The organism is Bacillus sp. RO1, assembly GCF_012524115.1.
Classification (GTDB): Bacteria; Bacillota; Bacilli; order Bacillales; family Bacillaceae_I; genus Sutcliffiella_A.
In genome coordinates this window covers 1-20,206 of record NZ_JAAZWB010000033.1, presented here as the reverse complement: position 1 = coordinate 20,206, position 20,206 = coordinate 1, and the positions used below count along the sequence as shown (strand labels likewise).

20 protein-coding genes are annotated in these 20,206 nt (G+C 42.5%); 15 read left to right on the top strand and 5 right to left on the bottom strand.

What is annotated here, in order from left to right; translation table 11 throughout:
• Window positions 1-23: 23 nt before the first annotated feature.
• The 6 genes from HC179_RS02630 (at window position 24) to HC179_RS02605 (ending at window position 4,402) form a co-directional block, all read left to right on the top strand.
• Window positions 24-320, top strand: coding sequence for a rhodanese-like domain-containing protein (locus HC179_RS02630; RefSeq protein WP_168862908.1), 297 nt, complete (start codon window positions 24-26; stop codon window positions 318-320).
• Window positions 321-348: 28 nt separating this feature from the next.
• Entirely contained in the window at window positions 349-903 is a 555-nt protein-coding gene (locus HC179_RS02625) for a sulfurtransferase TusA family protein (RefSeq protein ID WP_168862936.1), read from the top strand.
• A 48-nt stretch (window positions 904-951) separates the two neighbouring features.
• Complete coding sequence (locus HC179_RS02620) at window positions 952-2,079, top strand: MBL fold metallo-hydrolase (RefSeq protein ID WP_168862907.1); 1,128 nt, start codon at window positions 952-954, stop codon at window positions 2,077-2,079.
• 157 nt (window positions 2,080-2,236) lie between these two features.
• A complete protein-coding gene (locus tag HC179_RS02615; protein WP_168862906.1) occupies window positions 2,237-3,019 on the top strand; it encodes a TSUP family transporter in 783 nt (260 codons plus the stop codon).
• 153 nt (window positions 3,020-3,172) lie between these two features.
• Window positions 3,173-3,628, top strand: coding sequence for a site-2 protease family protein (locus HC179_RS02610; protein WP_168862905.1), 456 nt, complete (start codon window positions 3,173-3,175; stop codon window positions 3,626-3,628).
• A 15-nt stretch (window positions 3,629-3,643) separates the two neighbouring features.
• Window positions 3,644-4,402, top strand: coding sequence for a (S)-benzoin forming benzil reductase (locus HC179_RS02605; protein WP_168862904.1), 759 nt, complete (start codon window positions 3,644-3,646; stop codon window positions 4,400-4,402).
• A gap of 409 nt (window positions 4,403-4,811) precedes the next feature.
• Here the strand turns inward: HC179_RS02605 and HC179_RS02600 are convergent, their stop codons facing one another.
• A complete protein-coding gene (locus HC179_RS02600; protein ID WP_168862903.1) occupies window positions 4,812-5,795 on the bottom strand; it encodes an ABC transporter substrate-binding protein in 984 nt (327 codons plus the stop codon).
• A gap of 177 nt (window positions 5,796-5,972) precedes the next feature.
• Between HC179_RS02600 and HC179_RS02595 the strand changes: the two genes are divergently transcribed.
• Genes HC179_RS02595 through HC179_RS02575 form a run of 5 tightly spaced genes read left to right on the top strand, consistent with a single transcriptional unit; the run spans window position 5,973 to window position 9,915 of the window.
• Window positions 5,973-6,977 (top strand): FecCD family ABC transporter permease, encoded by a 1,005-nt coding sequence (locus HC179_RS02595; RefSeq protein ID WP_168862902.1) that lies wholly within the window; start codon window positions 5,973-5,975, stop codon window positions 6,975-6,977.
• Window positions 6,974-8,029: a FecCD family ABC transporter permease gene (locus HC179_RS02590; RefSeq protein WP_168862901.1), complete on the top strand. Its 1,056-nt coding sequence runs from the start codon at window positions 6,974-6,976 to the stop codon at window positions 8,027-8,029. The genes HC179_RS02595 and HC179_RS02590 overlap by 4 nt, the downstream gene beginning before the upstream one ends.
• Before the next feature lie 17 nt (window positions 8,030-8,046).
• Window positions 8,047-8,865 carry an ABC transporter ATP-binding protein gene (locus HC179_RS02585; protein ID WP_168862900.1) on the top strand — a complete coding sequence of 273 codons (819 nt, stop codon included), beginning with the start codon at window positions 8,047-8,049 and terminating at the stop codon, window positions 8,863-8,865.
• The gene (locus tag HC179_RS02580; protein WP_168862899.1) at window positions 8,862-9,617 is read left to right on the top strand and encodes an IucA/IucC family C-terminal-domain containing protein; all 756 of its coding nucleotides are present in this window, start codon (window positions 8,862-8,864) and stop codon (window positions 9,615-9,617) included. Before HC179_RS02585 ends, HC179_RS02580 begins: the two co-directional genes overlap by 4 nt.
• Before the next feature lie 46 nt (window positions 9,618-9,663).
• Window positions 9,664-9,915, top strand: coding sequence for a YusU family protein (locus HC179_RS02575; protein ID WP_168862898.1), 252 nt, complete (start codon window positions 9,664-9,666; stop codon window positions 9,913-9,915).
• 482 nt (window positions 9,916-10,397) lie between these two features.
• Here the strand turns inward: HC179_RS02575 and HC179_RS02570 are convergent, their stop codons facing one another.
• From HC179_RS02570 to HC179_RS02560, 3 genes are all read right to left on the bottom strand, one after another.
• The gene (locus tag HC179_RS02570; protein ID WP_168862897.1) at window positions 10,398-11,042 is read right to left on the bottom strand and encodes a hypothetical protein; all 645 of its coding nucleotides are present in this window, start codon (window positions 11,040-11,042) and stop codon (window positions 10,398-10,400) included.
• A gap of 203 nt (window positions 11,043-11,245) precedes the next feature.
• On the bottom strand, window positions 11,246-11,584 hold the full coding sequence (locus HC179_RS02565) for a spore coat protein (RefSeq protein ID WP_148989123.1): 339 nt from the start codon (window positions 11,582-11,584) through the stop codon (window positions 11,246-11,248).
• Window positions 11,585-11,601: 17 nt separating this feature from the next.
• Window positions 11,602-11,883 (bottom strand): hypothetical protein, encoded by a 282-nt coding sequence (locus HC179_RS02560; protein ID WP_168862896.1) that lies wholly within the window; start codon window positions 11,881-11,883, stop codon window positions 11,602-11,604.
• Between the two features lie 276 nt (window positions 11,884-12,159).
• Between HC179_RS02560 and HC179_RS02555 the strand changes: the two genes are divergently transcribed.
• A complete protein-coding gene (locus HC179_RS02555) occupies window positions 12,160-13,077 on the top strand; it encodes a proline dehydrogenase family protein (protein ID WP_168862895.1) in 918 nt (305 codons plus the stop codon).
• Window positions 13,078-13,772: 695 nt separating this feature from the next.
• On the opposite strand, the gene HC179_RS02550 is transcribed toward HC179_RS02555, so the two are convergent.
• The gene (locus tag HC179_RS02550; protein WP_148989126.1) at window positions 13,773-13,919 is read right to left on the bottom strand and encodes a YuzL family protein; all 147 of its coding nucleotides are present in this window, start codon (window positions 13,917-13,919) and stop codon (window positions 13,773-13,775) included.
• A 234-nt stretch (window positions 13,920-14,153) separates the two neighbouring features.
• On the opposite strand from HC179_RS02550, the gene HC179_RS02545 reads away from it, so the two are divergent.
• The 3 genes from HC179_RS02545 (at window position 14,154) to HC179_RS02535 (ending at window position 19,938) form a co-directional block, all read left to right on the top strand.
• The gene (locus HC179_RS02545; RefSeq protein ID WP_168862894.1) at window positions 14,154-16,538 is read left to right on the top strand and encodes a 3-hydroxyacyl-CoA dehydrogenase/enoyl-CoA hydratase family protein; all 2,385 of its coding nucleotides are present in this window, start codon (window positions 14,154-14,156) and stop codon (window positions 16,536-16,538) included.
• A gap of 207 nt (window positions 16,539-16,745) precedes the next feature.
• Entirely contained in the window at window positions 16,746-17,924 is a 1,179-nt protein-coding gene (locus HC179_RS02540; protein WP_168862893.1) for an acetyl-CoA C-acetyltransferase, read from the top strand.
• A gap of 229 nt (window positions 17,925-18,153) precedes the next feature.
• A complete protein-coding gene (locus tag HC179_RS02535) occupies window positions 18,154-19,938 on the top strand; it encodes an acyl-CoA dehydrogenase family protein (RefSeq protein ID WP_168862892.1) in 1,785 nt (594 codons plus the stop codon).
• Window positions 19,939-20,206 lie beyond the last annotated feature (268 nt).

Here is a 20,206-nt window from a genome sequence, read left to right as displayed (position 1 = left end):
TATTAGAAAAGGAGCTGTTAATTATGAAAGAGATTACACCACAAGAATTAGAAGCAAAGCTTGCTGCAGGCGAGCAGTTATCTATCATTGATGTACGCGAAGCAGAGGAAGTGGCTGCCGGGAAGATCCCGCAAGCCGTGAACATTCCATTAAGTTTATTGGAGTTCCGCACGCAAGATATCGACAAATCCAAAACGCATTTCATGGTATGCCGTTCTGGTGGTAGAAGTGGGAAAGCCTCTATGTTCTTGGCAGCCCAAGGTTTTGACGTCATCAATATGGTTGGCGGAATGCTCGAGTGGGAAGGTAATGTAGAATAATATTTTTTCTGAAAAAGGAGATGACCTACTGATGAATGTAAATATGACTGTAGATGCGAAAGGCTTGGCATGTCCAATGCCGATCGTGCGTACTAAAAAGGCAATGGACCAGGTTGAATCAGGAGAAGTTTTGGAAGTATTGGCAACAGATAAAGGTTCCAAGGCGGATATTAAAGCATGGGCAGATAAAATCGGCCATCAATATTTAGGAACGCTTGAAGAAGGCGATGTACTGAAACACTATATCCGTAAAGCAAGATCAGAAGAGGAAAAAGAAGAGCAAACTTATCCTCATGTTGCAACGAACGAAGAGTTGGCAGTCAAGTTGGAAGAAGGCATCACGGTGCTTGACGTCCGTGAACCAGCCGAGTATGCATTCGGACATATTCCTGGTGCAGTATCCGTTCCATTAGGTGACCTTGAAAATAGTGTATCAGATTTAGAAAAAGAAAAAGAAACATATGTTATTTGTCGTACTGGAAGCCGTAGTGATATGGCTGCGCAGAAATTAACCGAACTAGGTTTTACAAATGTAAAAAATGTTGTTCCTGGAATGAGCAAGTGGGAAGGTCCTACAGCTTAACACGCTAAATTTTTTTAAAATAAATTATACCATAGGGGGTATTTATTCATGTTAAACGCAATGACTGCAAAAGATGTAACGAAAAAGATTTTGGCTAATGAATCATTATTTATTTTAGATGTGCGAAACGAAGATGCATTTGCTGATTGGAAAATTGAAGGCGCATCTGTTGAGCATAAAAATGTACCTTACTTTGAGTTGATGGATGGCGTAGAAGAAATCTTAGGCCAAATTCCATCTGAAGATGTATTAGTTGTCTGTGCAAAAGAAGGTTCTTCTATCTTTGTTGGTGAGATGCTAGTAGAAGCTGGTGTAAAAAATGTTTCTTACTTGCAAGGAGGAATGAAGGCTTGGAGTGAATATTTGGAGCCGGTCAAGGTAGCAGATTTAAAGGATGGCGGTACATTGTGGCAATTCGTTCGTATCGGAAAAGGCTGCTTAAGTTACCTAGTTGAATCTGATGGTTCTGCTATGATCATTGATTCCACACGTATGGTAGATCAATACATTTCGTTTGCTGAAGCGAAAGGCTTGAAAGTGGTACATGTGGCGGACACGCACTTGCATGCCGACCACATTTCTGGAGGCCGCATGCTTCGTGAAGCAACGAACGCGACGTACTGGTTACCTCCAAAAGATGCAGAAGAAGTAACGTTTGATTACGCTGCACTGGAAGATGGAGTGGAAATCACAGTAGGTACAACGAAGGTTGCGGTGCAAGCAATCTACTCTCCAGGTCATACAATTGGAAGTACATCATTTGTCGTGGATAACCGCTTCTTGTTAAGTGGTGACATTTTATTCGTTGAGTCTATCGGTCGTCCTGACCTTGCAGGAAAAGCAGAGGACTGGGTAGCAGATCTTCGTGAAACACTTTACTCACGTTACAAAGAGTTATCTGATGATCTAGTGGTATTACCGGCTCACTTTGGCACCATGTCCGAAGTTGGTGAAGGTGGGCTAGTGGCAGCACGTCTAGGCGACTTGTTTAAAAACAACGCAGGCCTAAACATCGAAGACGAAGCGGAGTTCCGCAAACTAGTTTCCGAAAACCTGCCACCACAACCAAACGCATACCAAGAAATCCGCCAACTAAACATGGGCAAAATCAACCCAACCGAAGACGAACAACGCGACATGGAAATCGGTCCTAACCGTTGCGCGGTGCACGGATAAAGAAAATTGTGAAGAGGGGTCAGACCCTCAAAGGAATTCCGCTCTTCGTGTCGAAGGGCGGAAAAATATTTAAAAAAGTTTAAAAGAGGGGTCAGACCCCTCTAGGAGTTTTGGCATTTGTGTCGAAACCCCCTCAACCTAGAAGGAGGGATGCTTTGTGGAAATTGATATTTTGTGGCTTGCAGCTTTGTTTGCTATAGGTTTTGTTGGTTCGTTCGTGTCGGGGATGGTTGGTATTGGTGGTTCAATCATCAAGTATCCGATGCTTTTGTACATTCCACCGATGCTCGGTCTTACCGCGCTCACCGCACATGAGGTGTCAGGTGTCAGTGCAGTACAGGTTTTTTTCGCCACCATTTCAGGTGTTTGGGCATATCGCAAAGGCGGTTATCTAAATAAAGATCTTATCATTTATATGGGGGTAAGTATCCTCATTGGTAGTTTTATCGGAGGGTATGGTTCCCGCCTTATGAGCGCGGACGGCATTAACATGGTTTACGGTATTCTTGCTCTTATTGCTGTTATTATGATGTTTATCCCTAAGAAAGGCATCGATGACATACCGTTAGATCAAGTTACTTTCAATAAAGCGCTGGCTGCGATTCTAGCGTTCATCGTCGGTATCGGTTCTGGCATTGTGGGAGCGGCAGGGGCATTCCTGCTTGTACCAATTATGCTTGTGGTACTCAAGATTCCTACACGTATGACCATCGCTAGTTCATTGGCAATTACCTTCATTTCGTCAATCGGTAGTACTGTCGGGAAGATCACGACTGGTCAAGTACTGTTAGTACCAGCTATCGTCATGGTCATTGCCAGCATTATAGCTGCACCAATCGGCGCTAAGCTTGGACAGAAAATGAATACGAAAGTGTTACAGTGGATTTTAGCACTATTAATTTTGGCAACCACTATCAAAATTTGGTTGGATATAATCTAATAAATAAGTAACTTTAATCTATTCGAGACGAAAATAAAAACTCCTGTCGGGGTCTGACCCCGACAGGAGTTTTTTTCTACACCAAATTCCACCAATGCAGTTGATTGCTATTGTATAATAAAACCAACGACGTAAAATGAAGGTTGCTTTGGTATGTTTGATACATTGATGTTTTTTTATTTGGTCGTACCGCTTGTCCACCTAATCCATGAGGCAGGTCATGTTAGTATGGCAAAACTTCATAAAGTGAAAAAAACGGAGATTGGGATTGGCATAGGTCCCAAGATTGTAGATTTTAATTTAAAGGGTACCCAGGTAAGGGTAAACATTATTCCGTTTTTGGGTGGATACTCTAGTAATGACCCGACAAGGGAGTTATCCCATAAAGAAATTGCCTGGATTTCATTTGGTGGACCTCTTTTTAATTTACTATCCGTTCTTTTCGTATTACCGTTTTGGACGCCATTCCAGTTTTCCTTTTCTGCCTTATTCGTCTATTTCAGCCTCTGGATCGGTATCGTCAATCTTATACCTTTTAAACTAGGAGAAAAATGTTCGGACGGCTGGCATATTGCGTCTTCGCTCATCAAACTAGTAAAAAATAGATAGATTGGGAGTGTATTAATGAACTATTTTATCGTTACAGGCTCTTCTAAAGGGCTTGGAGAAGCTACCGTGAAATTATTGCTAAAAGAAAACCATCATGTCATTTGTATTGCCAGAAGTGAAAATGTGGAGCTGGAACATGCAGCAAAAGAGAGTGGAGCAGAATTTACTTTTCTACAAGAGGATTTAAGCAAGCATGAACGAGTGACCGGGATTGTACAATATCTTTTATCTAAAATTGAGAAGGATGGGCAGACTGAGGGGATTTATCTGATAAACAATGCCGGAATGGTTGATCCAATTAAGCCGGCTGGGAAAGCAGACGAAGCCACTATGATCAAGGCTGTTCACCTTAACCTTCTAACGCCGATGCTGATGACCAACGAGTTCATCCGGCTAACAGAAGATTGGGACTGCAAAAAGGTGATTGTCAATATTAGTTCTGGAGCTGCCAACCGACCGATTCATGGCTGGAATACCTATTGCACGACAAAGGCTGGGCTAGATATGTTCACGAAATCAGTAGGGCTGGAACAAAGCCAAGCTGCACATCCGACAAACATCCTCTCTTTTTCACCAGGAGTGATGGATACAGATATGCAAGGAGTCATCCGCAGCTCTGATAAAGAGGATTTCAGTAATGTGGAAAATTTCAAAAGCTATTATGAAGAGGGACAATTAAGAAGTCCGGCGTTTGTGGCAGATAGAATGATTGATCTTATTTTATCTGGCAAGGAAGAAAACGGGAGAGTTTATGATATTAAAGAATTCCTTTGAGGAGCGCACTTATCAGTGTGCTTTTTTTGTTTGTAATTCCATAATTAATATGGGTTGGAAGTAATGTAGGTCATGAGAGGCTACAGGTTCTCCTCCTACTCTTGAGGACATTTTGTCAGTTAGTGTCGAACGGCTTGTATCTGATGTCGTTTGGACCGTATTTGGTACAGTTTGGACCGTATTTTTTATTTTCCGCCAAGTTTGGACAGTAAACCAGTCTTTTTAGCCAGTATTTCTTCAGAAGGAAGCATTGGGTACACCTTAAAAGTAATCCATAGGGTGTTTTGATTCTGAAGGGATAGAAGTGTAAGTAAATTGCCCACAGTCCCGTTATTTTAACTTTGCACTGACTCCATAACTATTAAAAAACAAAAAAGCCGGCGCATCACTCGCGCCAGCTCCCTCAATATTACTCTTCCCCTAAAAATACTTTCTCAATATCATCCAACATAAGGTTTGCTGCAAGCACTCCACCAGCAGTGTTCCATACTGCATCACTTACTTCATGGACATTTCCTGCCTTTGCAACCTCAAGGTTATTAAACAATGGATCTTCTAGCCATTCATCTTTAATTTTTGTTGCTTCACCGTCACCAGTTTCAAAAGAGAAATGGAAGAGAACATCTCCGTCCATTGCTGGAATTCTTTCTTTTGTAGCATTCATTTCAGCAAAGTCATCAACATTTTGAGATTCCGGACGTGCAAATCCAAGCTGATCTAAAATAATTCCAGAGAAGGAATCTTTATGATAGATACGAACATCACCAGCTGTAAAACGAACGATAGATACTTCTTGGTCTTTCTTATCACCAAGTTGCTCGCTCATCTCTGCAACACGTGCGTCAAAGTCGTCCATTACTTTTTTGCCTTCTTCTTCTTTATTCAATGCTTTTGCGTAAAGTTGGAAGTTTTCTTTCCAGTCACCCTTTAATGTCTCAGCAAAAACAGTTGGTGCAATAGCATCAAGTTGCTCATACACGTCTTCTTGACGAAGCTTGTTACCGATGATTAAGTCCGGCTTAAGTGCTGCAATCGCTTCTAAGTTTACCGCGCTTTCCGTACCAACTACTTCTACGCCTTCCATATCTGATTTGATATGATCATACCAAGTGTCGCCCAACCAAGATTGAACAGCTCCAACAGGCTTTACTCCCATTGCAAGCAATGCTTCTGTACCTTCGTTTGTAAGAATTACTACTCTTTCTGGAGTGCCTTCAATTGTTTCTGTACCCATTGCATGCTCTACTTCATAAGAAGTATCTTCCGTTGGAGTATCACCAGAAGCTTCTTCTTCGCCAGCATTATTGCCGTTGTTGCCTGAGCAAGCCGCTAAAACAAGAGAAGTTACTAAAGTAAGTAAAAATAATGTAAAAAGCTTTTTGTTTTTTAACATAATATGTAGCCCCCGTATTTAATGATAATGATTTTCATTCACAAGTTAAATAGTACTCCTGATGAGAATGATTGTCAATAATTTAATGAGAATGATTTTCAAAGTCATTGACACTTCCTTCTAATTCTCCTAAACTTATAGATAGATAAAAAGCTATGAAGATTGAAGGTACACATTATGTTACTTCGTAAAAATAGTCACAAAGTATTTGGATTGATAATTGGGTTTCTTTTATTATCAATGAGCTTTGTGGCAAGCATTATATATGGATATACAGATACTAGTTTTACGCTTGCCGTTGAGGCGTTTCGCAATTTTGACGGATCAAATGAACATATCATTGTTCAATCTGTCCGTCTCCCAAGGGCGATTATTGCTGCGGTAGTGGGGGGAAGCTTAGCGATTGCAGGACTATGGATGCAGGCGTTGACCAAAAATCCGTTGGCTTCCCCAGGAATTTTCGGAATTAACGCTGGAGCTAGCTTTTTTGTGGTAGTCGCGGTTTCCTTTTTTTCTGTCACCTCCTTACAAACTTATACATGGTTAGCTTTTTCCGGTGCAGCCGTTGCTGCGTTTGCGGTTTATTTTATCGGATCACTTGGGCGTGAGGGGCTGACACCGATGAAGCTGACACTTGCCGGTGCAGCTTTTGCTGCTATGTTTTCCTCTCTCACACAAGGGTTGCTCGTTGTGAACGAGACGGCTCTTGATCAAGTGCTTTTTTGGTTGGCAGGTTCTGTTCAGGGCAGAAGTCTGGATATGGTGTTTGCAGTTCTTCCTTATATTGCAGTTGCATGGTTTGCGTCTTTTTTCATCGGAAAAAAGATCAACTTGCTTGCGATGGGGGATGACGTGGCAACAAGCTTAGGAGTAAAAATAGGTCTCCTTAAAATAACGGCAGCAGTCATAATAATATTACTGGCAGGCGGTTCTGTCGCTATTGCGGGACCCATAGTATTCATCGGAATCGTTATCCCACATGTTGCGAGATATCTAGTCGGCACCGACCACCGCTGGCTGGCTCCTTACTGTGGGATACTAGGCGGGATTCTCCTGCTTGTGGCAGATATAGGAGCTCGTTACGTGATTATGCCGCAAGAAGTTCCTGTTGGTGTCATGACGGCGGTAATTGGAACTCCATTCTTTATTTATATCGCAAGAAGGGGGTTCCACGGAAAATGAAGAACTATAAAACGTTTCGACTCAGCAAGGGTCGCTTATCCTTCTTTATGGATAAAAAAGCGATACTTACAATATTGGGGTTAGCGCTCGCAGTCATCACTTTGTTTATTTTTAGTACAGGTATGGGGGATATGAAAATTTCTCCATGGAATGTGATAAAAGTATTCTTCGGACAAGGAGACTCCATGGAAACGCTCGTGGTCCAATCCTTCCGTCTACCGAGGATCATCATTGCATTACTTGTCGGAATTTCACTGGCGGTTGCCGGAGCCATTTTACAGGGCATAATTCGGAACCCTCTCGCATCACCTGATATTATAGGATTGACTGGAGGGGCTTCAACAGCGGTTGTCCTGTTTCTCGCTCTTTTCAGCGACAGCAACAACTCGTTGACTGTTAGCATTCAGTGGCTTCCACTTAGCGCATTTGTAGGTGCTACGACAATTGCGATTATTGTATACTCGCTTGCCTGGAAAAACGGACTATCGCCAATCAGACTTGTTTTGATTGGTATAGGAATTTCCACATTGATGCAGGCTTTAACCACATTATTTATGATACTTGGACCAATTTATCGCGCAAGCCAAGCAAACATATGGATCACTGGTACTGTATACGGCTCCAACTGGAGTCATGTCAAAATTTTATTACCTTGGACTGTTTTACTTGTTCTAGTCAGCTTTATGGTAGTACGTCAATTGAATATACAAGAACTTGGAGATGAAGTGGCAACAGGAGTAGGCGGTGCGGTCAATAAACACCGAATGGGCTTGCTTTTCCTGAGTACGGCATTGACAGGAGGAGCGGTTGCATTTGCAGGAGGAATTGGTTTTGTTGGTCTGATGGCTCCTCATATCGCTCGCAGGCTTGTTGGCTCCTCATTTGGAGTGCTGATTCCCACATCCTCATTTATCGGAGCCTTTCTAGTCATGCTGGCTGACTTAATTGGCAGAACTTTGTTTTCGCCACTTGAAATTCCTGCCGGCGTATTTACCGCTTCAATAGGAGCACCATATTTTATTTATCTACTTTATAAAACGAGAAATTCTTAACGAGAGGTGGAAGTAACATGAATGCTTTAGAAACCGAATCACTAACATTATCCTACGGTGAATCCATCATTATAGAGGAATTAGATCTGCAAATCCCTAAAGGGGAAATTACGGTCTTTATCGGTGGAAATGGCTGTGGGAAATCCACCTTGCTTCGTTCGCTAGCTCGTTTGTTAAAGCCAAGACAAGGAAATGTGCTCCTGGAAGGAAAGGCTATATCCGGCCAATCCACAAAAGACATCGCCAAGCAACTTGCCATCCTTCCACAAGGACCGACTGCACCAGAGGGGTTATCGGTGCTTCAGTTAGTAAAGCAAGGCCGTTACCCTTATCAGTCATGGTTAAAGCAATGGTCAGAACATGATGAGAAAGTAGTTTGGGATTCCCTTCGTGCAACAGGCATGGAGGAATTTGCAGAAAGAACGGTCGACTCCCTATCAGGTGGACAGCGTCAGCGTGCATGGATTGCGATGACGCTTGCGCAAGAGACAGATGTCATCTTGTTGGATGAACCGACAACATACTTGGATCTAACACATCAAATTGAAATTCTCGACCTTCTTTTTGAATTGAACGAAAAAGAAAACCGTACTATCATCATGGTACTACATGATCTTAACCTTGCCTGCCGTTATGCGCATCACCTTGTTGCCATCCGCGATAAGCAAATATATGCACAAGGCAAACCAGAAGAAGTAATCAACTGTGATCTTGTCAAAAGTGTTTTTGATATGAATTGCCAAGTAACAACGGATCCACTATTTGGGACACCATTATGCATACCGCATGGTCGCGGCCGATGCTTGGTTCCGAATTTGGAGGGACTAAGAGCATGATGGGCACGCTGACAAAACAGGAATTTCGTTTTCTGGAAGAAAGCTGCCGTTTTGTAGCAGGGGAGGCAGAAGTCGAGGATACTATCTCGCTTCATTCACTTATTTATGACGGAACGGAAGAGTATTTGACGAAGGTCAAGGCTGCATTGGGTACAGACGAAATGGACGTTGCGGCATCGCTTCTCATGAAAAGGTTGGGATTCCTTGCGGTAAACTGTTTGCTTTCCATGACGGCATTTAACAAAACACTGAAATTAGATCCAGCCAACATTTGGATTGATTCTTATGTGGAAAATGATGTGTGGCTGCCGAAGCTTCGTTATACAGAGGTGCAAGCAATGGAGGTCACGGGATTTGAAACGCGTGAGGAATGGAGAGTTCAGCATTTTAATGAACTTTTCAACGGAGTGTTTGCCCCGCTGATTCAACGAATGTCCAAAGAGGCAAAAGTATCCCGCCAAACTTTATGGGAAAATGTTGTGCTATATATCTACTGGATGTACGAGTCCATTCTCCCTAATCAGCAGCAGTTGGATGCGCCATACCAAGAAGAAGATTTTAAAAGTTTATTGGAGGCAGACCCTGCTTTATTTGGAATGAAAAGAAACCCTGCAGCATTGTTCTATAAACCGAAAACCTTCGTAGAACTGCACCAAGCAGAGATGAGAATGCGAACTACCTGTTGCTACTATTATAAAACCAACAGCGAAGGAGCCCGATGCTCGACCTGTCCATTGAATTGTAATGTCTGATTGACTTCACTATAATGGAACAAAAGCTTGAGGGGAGGTTTTGCAGATGAACGAAAAACTCGACCAGCAACTGGACGGTTTATTAGAAAAGTACACGGAACTACTTTTAGGAGAAGTGACAGAAGAGCACAAGGAAAATGTGAAAGCATGGGTGCTCTATACATATATCGCAAAATCAATGCCACCACTTGTGAAGCATTGGAATGAGCAATATCCAGACGCAAAGCAAGATATGATGGCACTGATTAGGGAAATCAAAGAATTAAATGACGCCCACCGCGCAAAAAGCGGGAAATAAAGGAGAGCCTTGGATTGCTAATGTGCAAATCAAGGCTCTTTTACTTGTTTAGGAAATTTTTGGGTATTTCTTGATCATGGTGATAAGACCTGAGTGACGAAGAAAAAGAGGGAGAGAGGTCCTCAACGTTGTGATGAAGACCTGAGTGACGAAGAAAAAGAAGGAGAGAGGTCCTCAACGTGGTGATGAAGACTTGAGTGACGAAGAAAAAGAAGGAGAGAAGTCCTCAACGTGGTGATGAAGACTTGAGTGATGAAGAAAAAGAAGGAGAGAGGTCCTCAACGACCTGAGTGACGAGAAAAAAGAAGTAGAAAGGTCCTCAACGTTGTGATAAAGACCTCAGTGACGAAGAAAAAGAGGAAGAGAGGTCCTCAACGTTGTGATGAAGACCTGAGTGACGAGAAAAAAGAAGCAGAGAGGTCTTCTCCCCTGATATGATGGCCTTGATTCAATTTAGGCAATTAACACGAGGAAAATAATGATTATAAACAGAGATCTTTATCCTCACTAACACCACGTGAACACCTATACCTTACTTCCGCCTTCTCCACATACCAAAAGTCATTTTCCTTCAACATTGTGAGCTTTATATCGCTGCCGGCAACAGAATCATCTCGCATTCCATAACTCATGATATAACCTTCCGCTTTATCCTCATCCGATAAAGTAATCCTGGTGGTAATTTCCCACACATCCATACCAAGTCCATAGCTGGTCTCTACATCCAACATCCATGCATTCATTAACAATCCTGGATTTTTCCAACTCTGATTGGCAATCCCAAGAGCCTGATTATACTCTCCATCCCACTCACGCCAATTTGTTACCCCTTTTTTCCAGCCATTCTCTTCCGCCAGCGAATCATCTATCAAGTAATCCCAAAGTTGTGCATCCACATCAGTCCACAAACGAGGAGCTTGATCTTTTGGAATCGTGATAAACTCTCCTGATTCCTCTTCTGCAGGCGTTTGTGAAACGGTTTCTAATTCCATTTCTTTCTCCTCAAGCTGCGCATAAACTTCCTCTATTTCGTTTTCCAACTTTATAACTGTTTCTTGATGGTCATCCGTATTAGAGCAACCACTGAGCAATGCTCCTACCAAAAATAAAGTGACAATACGTTTCACAAAATTCCCCCCCTAGAAAAATAAACATTTTGTTTAATTTTACCACAATAAATGGAATAATTTTCATTTTTTTAAAAGTTGCGGGTTTTGGAAAATATGCTGAAGGGTAGAGGGGAAGATACCATTTTTAATAAGACCTTATATAGAAACAAAAAAAGACAGAAGAAGCCTCATTGATTGGCTTCCTCCGTCGCTTTTATCACTTACTGCATCATTCCATTATTTCCATATGGAAACTGGTTGGAGTACCCTTGGAACTGCTGGTATTCTTGTTGAAGTTTTGTCTGATCAGCCGGCTCTAGTCCGTACCACCCTTTTTGAAACATGACATTATAAAGTTCACGCTGACAATTTTGAGTTTCATTAAAAATTGCAAGCAGGTCTGTGTAGATTTGTTGGTTGCTTGCTTCATTTAATGCAGTGCAATAAGAATCGGTCATATATTTTTCCGTAGCCAGCATATCGTTTATGAAATCGCGCTCATTCATTTGAGGTGTCTTGGCAACTTGTGTTTCAGGATTCTGGATTTTTTGTTGATTCATGTAGGTTGTCCTCCTTTCTATTGTAATGGCTGCTGTTGCTGCATTTGAGTTTGGCTTTGTAAGTGCGTCAATATCTTTTGGTAATGTCTTTGGTGCATCTGTCCTGCTTTTTCAATCGCTCTGACGACTTCCTGGTCCTGGCATTGGCTTGCAAAAAAGTGCGCTTTCTTCATCGCAAGTAAATTCCATGAAAGCATATCAGCAAAGTATAAAGAATCTTTTGTCGTGACCACGTTTGGCGGCTGTGGGTAATAGCCAGACTGCTGAGTAGTATTTTGCTGTGGTTGCTGCTGTTGCATACAACGACCTCCTATCATAATCTATCAAATGTAGAGTAACCTTTTAGCAAAAAAATATGTACGCCTCATAAAATCCAATACACCCAGAATGGCTAATTAAACGACAATAATCAGCACTATTTCCCGACAAATAATTTGTATTCAAAAATTTGAAAAGATGATAAAATGGGGGTGTAATTTTATTTTTACACTCAATGAAAGCGTTTACTATAAATTTCAGAAAATAGAATAAAGCAATCGGAGAGGGACACCAAGAAGAAGCGGGAGGAATATCAAATGGAACAAGTAATGCGCAATACATTTTTGTATCTATCAAAAAGCAAATCATTAACCAAAATGGCAAGAAAGTACGGGTTGCGTTTTGGAGCTGGCCGTTTTGTCGCAGGGGAAAGGATCGATCAAGCGGTAAAATGTATCCAAGAGCTTAACCAAAAAGACCTTTGCGTGACCATCGACTATCTAGGTGAGTTTATTGATACGGAAAAAGAAGCGAATGAAATGGCAGACAACTCCATTGAAGCCATTCGTGCAATCGGCAACGAAAACCTTGATTCTCAATTATCTTTGAAAATGACATCCATGGGACTAGATATCTCAGAAGAAGTTGTGATGAAGAACATGCGTAGAATCCTAGATGCAGCAAAGGAACACGGTGTATTTGTCACGATTGACATGGAAGACTATTCCCGCTGCGGAAAAACAATCGATGTATTCAAAAAGCTAAGAGAAGAGTATGACAATGTTGGCACTGTAATACAAGCTTACTTGTACAGAACAGTTAAAGACATGGAAGACCTTAATCAATACAACCCAAATCTTCGTTTAGTTAAAGGTGCATACAAAGAGTCACCGGAAGTTGCTTTTCCAGATAAAAAGGATGTGGATGATAACTTCAAGAAAATCATTGAAATGCATCTTTTGAACGGAAACTATACAGCTGTTGCAACTCACGATGATGCGATGATTGAATACACAAAAGAACTCGTCAAGAAACACGGCATTTCCAAAGATCAATTTGAATTCCAAATGCTCTATGGTATCCGCCCAGAGCGCCAACTGGAACTCGTAAAAGAAGGCTACAAAATGCGTGTATACGTTCCATACGGCACAGACTGGTACGGATATTTCATGCGCCGCCTAGCAGAACGACCAGCAAACGTAGCGTTCGTACTAAAAGGAATCATCAAGAAATAATAAGAGAGCGTGCGATATGCACGCTCTTTACGTTTATAGAATAAGAAAGCATATATATAATCCGGTAGATTTCCGTTCCAGGCGCTTTGCTTGCCTGCGGGCGGTGCGTGAGCCTCCTTGTCTCAGTTGTAGGCAACTGAAAAGTCTTTGATTTTAGATGCTGTTAAGACACCGCTGTTGATTTCCGCAAATGGCTTCGCTTTCCTAGGGGGGCTGCTGGAGCCTCCTCGGCAAGCCTGCGGGGTCTCCACCTAGCGCTATCTCCCTCAGGAGTCTTCGCCTTTTGCTCCAATCAACAGCTAGTGGTTATTAAAAACTTATGTTATCTGTTTTTCAGTGGCCTCACTGTGGGGTCTCACCTGTCCCTTCCTCCCGCGGGCGTCTACGCTCCTTCCACTTCAATCAACAAGGTGGTTTCATTCAATAAGAATTTATGAAAAACAATATAACTTTGTTTATTGAATAAGCATTAACATTACGTTTATATAATTTTTAGCAGTGGATTGGAGCAAATGGCGTAGACTCCAGCGGGGGAGTAACGGTAGATTGAGACCCCGCAACGAAGTGAGGAGGCTCAAGCACCGTCCCGCGGAAAGCGCAGCCATTTGCGGAAAGGAACAGCGGCTCATAACCCTAACTAATGTTTTATGGAAAAGAAGGAACGGGCGTTTTTTGCCCGTTTTTTTCTTATAACATTAGTCTTGCATATTCTGTTTCCCGTACTGTTGATTGTTGCTCGTCTTTTTACCGCTATAGTCCATCTCCACAGTAGGACCTGCGTTTCCTTTTACACTCGCAGCACTTTTAGCTGCATGAGAAGGTTGTTTTTTCAACTTTGCCATGATGTCTCACCTCCACAATTACATTTTCCCCACACCAATCCGCTACATGCAGCGTACATTAGAAAATAATATGGAAAATTCCTATTTATTTATTGCGAAAATTTTCAAAATACTTTATAGTTAAAACCAAGGGAACTCTTACAAAGGAGATATTTTTTTACGGTAAAAATGAATGAGCATTCATTCAAAAACCTGTTACTTACTTTTAAAACCAACTATCAAGGGGGAGGAAGAATGAAACAAAGTATTAAAAAGGCTGCTGTAATCGGATCGGGAGTAATGGGATCCGGGATTGCCGCACACTTAGCAAACGTTGGAATTCCTACAATCTTGTTAGATATCGTTCCTAACAAATTAACGAGTGAAGAAGAACAAAAAGGCTTAACACTCTCTGATAAAGCAATCCGAAACAAGTTTACAAGCACAGCTTTACAAAAATTATTAAAGCAAAAACCAGCTCCACTTACATCCAAGTCTAATCTTGCTCTAATTGAAGCAGGAAATCTAGAAGACGATATGGCAAAAATCGCGGATTGCGACTGGGTAATTGAAGTGATCGTTGAAAACCTGGAAATCAAAAAGCAACTTTTTGAAAAAGTAGATGCACACCGCAAACCTGGAAGTATCATCAGTTCCAACACATCCGGTATTTCCATTGAAGCGATGGCAGAAGGACGTTCGGAAGACTTTAAAAAGAATTTCCTTGGAACGCACTTCTTTAACCCACCGCGTTATTTGAAATTACTCGAAGTGATTCCAACTAAAGACACAAGTCCTGAGGTTGTCAGCTTCATCAAAACATTTGGTGAAGATGTATTAGGAAAAGGCATTGTTCTAGCAAAAGATACGCCAAATTTCATTGCCAACCGCATTGGAACGTATGGTCTACTTGTGACAGTGAATGAAATGCTTGAGGGTGGTTATAGTGTAGGAGAAGTGGATTCTGTTACTGGCCCTGCTATCGGCAGACCGAAGAGTGCCACATTCCGTACGCTTGACGTTGTAGGATTGGATACATTCATCCATGTAGCCAACAATGTTTACGAAAAAGTCGAGGTCAAGGAACAAGAAGTATTCCGCATTCCAGACTTCATGAACAAGATGAAGGAAAAAGGCTGGTTGGGCTCCAAATCCGGTCAAGGTTTCTTCTTAAAACAAGGAAAAGAAATTCTTGAACTTAATCCAGAAACGTTGGAATATGAGGCACGTAAAAAGTTGAAAACTCCAGCTCTTGAAATGAGCAAACAAGCAAAAGGCTACAGCAACAAAATGAAAGCGCTTGTATACACTGACGACCGCGCTGGAAATCTGATCTGGAGCATTCTTGCACCAGTGTTGAGCTATTCTGCTGAATTACTAGGTGAGATCGCTGATGATATTGTGGCAATTGACCAAGCGATGAAATGGGGCTTCGGCTGGGATCATGGACCATTTGAAACTTGGGATGCCATCGGTCTAGAACAGTCAGTCCTGAAAATGAAAGAAGACGGAGTTCCGGTTCCAAAATGGGTTGATGAAATGCTAGCGAACGGCCATCGTTCCTTCTACAAAAAAGATGGTGGAACAACCTTGTTTTATGACAACGGCACTTACAAAGCGCTTGAAGTAAATCCAAAAGTAGTTCACTTGAAAACATTAAAAGAAACAAATGGTGTGATCAAGAAAAACTCTGGAGCAAGCTTAATCGACCTTGGAGATGATGTGGCATTACTTGAATTCCAATCTCCAAATAATGCTATCGGGCTAGATATCATCCAAATGGTGAACTACGCGCTTGAAGAAGTAGATAAAAACTATAAAGGGCTTGTAATCGGAAACCAAGGAAAGAACTTCTGTGTAGGTGCTAACCTTGCGATGATACTAATGGAAGCGCAAGACGACAATTATTTTGAAATAGAAATGGTCGTAAAGCACTTCCAACAAGCCATGATGAATATAAAATACAGCTCCAAACCGGTAGTGGCCTCGCCATTTGGCATGACGCTCGGAGGAGGAACAGAAATCTGCCTACCAACAAGCCAACTGCAGGCATCCAGCGAAACGTATATGGGCCTCGTAGAAGTCGGAGTCGGATTGATCCCTGGGGGAGGCGGAAACAAAGAGCTTTACATGAAGCACTTGAACAGCATGCCACAAGGCCTAGAATATGATCTGCAAAAGGTTGCAAACAAAGTATTTGAACAAATTGCAACTGCAAAAGTCTCGACTTCCGCAGCGGAAGCAAGAGATCTGCACTTGCTGAATAATAAAGATCAAATCAGCTTCAACGGTGACCACTTGATCCATGATGCAAAGCAAGCGGTAACAAGCTTGTATGAAGCAGGGTACACAGCACCTGTTCGCAGAAAAGTCCCTGTAGTGGGAGAAACCGGCTATGCAACGTTAATGCTAGGAGCACACAACATGCAATACTCCGGATTCATTTCCGAACACGATTTAAAGATTGCTAAAAAACTGGCCTACGTTATCGCAGGCGGAAATGTACCGTTCGGAACAGAAGTAGATGAACAGTACCTACTAGACCTTGAACGTGAAGCATTCCTAAGCCTAGTTGGAGAAGCAAAATCCCAACAACGCATGCAGCACATGCTAGTAAAAGGAAAACCATTACGTAACTAAACCAACTCTTAATGTTAGATAAATTTCATAGCTGTTGATTGGAGCAAAAGGCGAAGACTCCTGAGGGAGATAGCGCTAGGTGGAGACCCCGCAGACGAAGACGAGGAGGCTCACGTCAGCCCCTAGGAAAGCGAAGCCATTTGCGGAAATCAACAGCGGTGTTAAAAACAGAATCTACTAAACTACTAGAAAAGCGAGGGGAGCATTTTGAAAGAAGCGGTTATTGTTGCTGGTGCAAGAACACCAGTCGGAAGATCAAGAAAAGGATCACTAGCTACAGTTCGACCAGATGATCTAGGGGCATTAGTAGTAAAAGAAACACTTAAACGAGCAGGCAACTATGATGGTCCAATCGATGACCTCATTTTCGGATGTGCGATGCCAGAAGCAGAGCAAGGTCTCAATATGGCAAGAAACATTGGAGGATTAGCTGGACTCCCATCAAGCGTACCTGCAATTACCATAAATAGATATTGTTCTTCAGGCTTACAAACCATTGCCTATGCAGCAGAGCGAATCATGCTTGGCCACTCTGAATCCATCATCGCCGGTGGAGCAGAATCCATGAGCATGGTGCCAATGGTTGGCCATACAGTAAGACCAAATGCAAGACTTGTTGATTCCGCACCAGAGTACTATATGGGGATGGGCCACACGGCGGAACAAGTAGCAATGAAATACGGTGTAAGTCGTGAAGACCAGGATGCATTTGCTGTTCGCAGTCATGAGCGTGCTGCAAGAGCAATACAAGAAGGAAAATTCGTGGATGAAATCGTCCCTGTGGATGTAACATTGCGCAAGGTTGGTTCCAACCACAAATTACAAGAGTCAACCTTCACTTTCAGTCAGGATGAAGGTGTAAGAGCAGGTACTTCCATGGAAGTATTGAGCAAACTTCGCCCTGCATTTAATGTCAAAGGGTCCGTAACAGCAGGAAACTCTTCCCAAACAAGTGACGGAGCAGCATCTGTCCTTGTGATGGAAAGAGAAAGAGCGGAAGCACTTGGATTAAAACCTATTGCTAAATTCCGTTCCTTTGCAGTAGGAGGCGTGCCACCTGAAGTAATGGGGATCGGCCCGGTAGTGGCAATCCCTAAAGCACTTAAACTTGCAGGCTTGGAACTTTCCGATATCGGCTTACTAGAATTAAACGAAGCTTTTGCATCCCAAGCAATCCAAGTTATGCGTGAATTAAACCTTGACGAAGACAAAGTGAACGTAAACGGCGGAGCAATCGCACTCGGACATCCACTTGGATGCACAGGCTCCAAACTGACACTGACCCTTCTACACGAAATGCAACGCCGTAACGAACAGTTCGGTATCGTCAGCATGTGTATCGGAGGCGGAATGGGAGCCGCAGGCGTATTCGAACTACTGGCTTAAAAAGTAGTATTTAAAAGTTGTGTAAATATACTTTATTCAATTGTGATTTCTCCTGTTGACTGGAGTGCAAGGTGTGAGACTCCTGAGGGAGATAGTGGTAGCTTGAGACCCCGCAACGAAGTGAGGAGGCTCAAGCACCGCCCCTAGGAAAGCGAACACCTGGAACGAAAGGAAACAGGAAGTAATCCAGTAAACAAGTATTTTAGTAACCAAACGGGAGGAATAAACAATGTCAAACACATTAGAAAATGTAATCAAAGGCGGAAGCTTCCTACTTGACGACATCGCCGCAGAAAAAGTCTTCACACCAGAGGACTTCTCAGACGAACACAAACTAATCGCCAAAACAACCGAAGAATTCGTCGTTAACGAAGTAGTACCAAACCTAGAAGAAATCGAACACCACAACTTCGATATCTCCGTAAAACTTTTAAAAGAAGCAGGAGAACTGGGCCTATTAGGAGCAGACGTACAAGAAGAGTACGGCGGTTTCGGACTTGATAAAATCAGTTCATCCTTAATCACAGAAAAGTTCTCAAGAGCTGGCGGATTCTCCTTATCCTACGGAGCACACGTTGGAATTGGATCCCTTCCTATCGTTCTTTTCGGTAATGAAGACCAAAAGCAAAAATACCTTCCAAAACTGTCTTCCGGCGAATTGCTTGCAGCGTACGCATTAACAGAGCCAGGTTCCGGATCTGATGCACTTGGTGCGAAAACGACAGCCAAGCTGAATGACGAAGGAACACACTATGTTTTAAATGGTGAAAAACAATGGATCACCAATGCAGGCTTTGCAGATGTATTCGTTGTTTATGCAAAAGTCGATGGCGAGCACTTCTCTGCATTCATCGTAGAGCGCGGCTTTGGTGGCGTTTCCACTGGACCCGAAGAAAAGAAAATGGGTATCAAAGGCTCTTCTACACGTACATTGATTTTAGAAGATGCACTAGTACCAAAAGAAAACCTTCTTGGTGAAATCGGACGCGGTCACGTAATCGCATTTAACATTCTAAACATCGGTCGTTACAAATTGGCTGTTGGAACAGTGGGTGGCTCTAAGCGTGGTATTGAGCTTGCTGCAACATATGCGAACCAACGTCAACAATTCAAAACTCCAATCGCAAAATTCTCGCTTATCCAAGAGAAGCTTGCAAATATGGCTGTTAAAACGTATGCAACGGAAAGCTCCGTTTACCGTACAGTCGGCCTTTTTGAAGACAGCATGGGCCGCCTGACAAAAGAAGAAGAGAAAGATCCAAATGCAGTGGCAAAAGCGGTTGCTGAATATGCAATCGAATGTTCTTTGAATAAAGTGTTCGGTTCTGAAACACTTGACTATGTAGTGGATGAAGCAGTTCAAATTCATGGTGGTTACGGCTTTATGGCAGAGTACGAAGTAGAAAGAATGTACCGCGACTCCCGTATCAACCGTATCTTCGAAGGAACAAACGAAATCAACCGCTTATTGGTTCCAGGAACGTACCTGCGTAAAGCACTAAAAGGTGAACTTCCACTTATCCAAAAAGCGCAAAGTCTACAAGAAGAGTTAATGATGCTTATGCCTGAAGAAGTTGGCGATGGAGTGTTGGAGCAAGAGAAATATCTTGTGAAAAATGCTAAGAAAATTGCTATCCTAATGACAGGTCTTGTTGCTCAAAAGTACGGAAAAGCATTGGAAAGAGAGCAAGAATTGCTTGTTAACATTGCTGATATCATCAGCAACGTCTATTCCATGGAATCCGCTGTATTACGTACGGAGAAAGCAATCGCAAAATCCGGCGAAGACAAGAATAAATTGAAAGTCCTTTATACGCAAGTATTCTGTCAAGAGGCGTTCAACCAAATTGAAGCAGATGCAAGAGAAACATTGGTAGCTGCTGAAACTGGCGATACGCTTCGCATGATGATTTCTGCTCTGCGCAAATTCACTCGCCACACACCAATCAATGTTGTTGCGAAGAAACGCGAAATTGCAGCTGTCGTATTGGATGCACAGAAATACACAGTATGATAATGAAAAGAGGCTGGGACAAAAGTGTTTTAGTCTAAATGAGACCCGAACTAATTTGAAATCTCAAATTAGTTCGGGTCTGTTTTCGTTTAAAAGATACATTTAGTTTTTGGGGGCACCAGCTGTTGATTGGAGCAAAAGGCGAAGACTCCTGAGGGAGATAGCGGTAGCTTGAGACCCCGCAGCGGAGCGAGGAGGCTCAAGCACCGCCCCTAGGAAAGCGAAGCCATTTGTGGAAATCAACAGCGGTATTTAGAGTCGATACCTA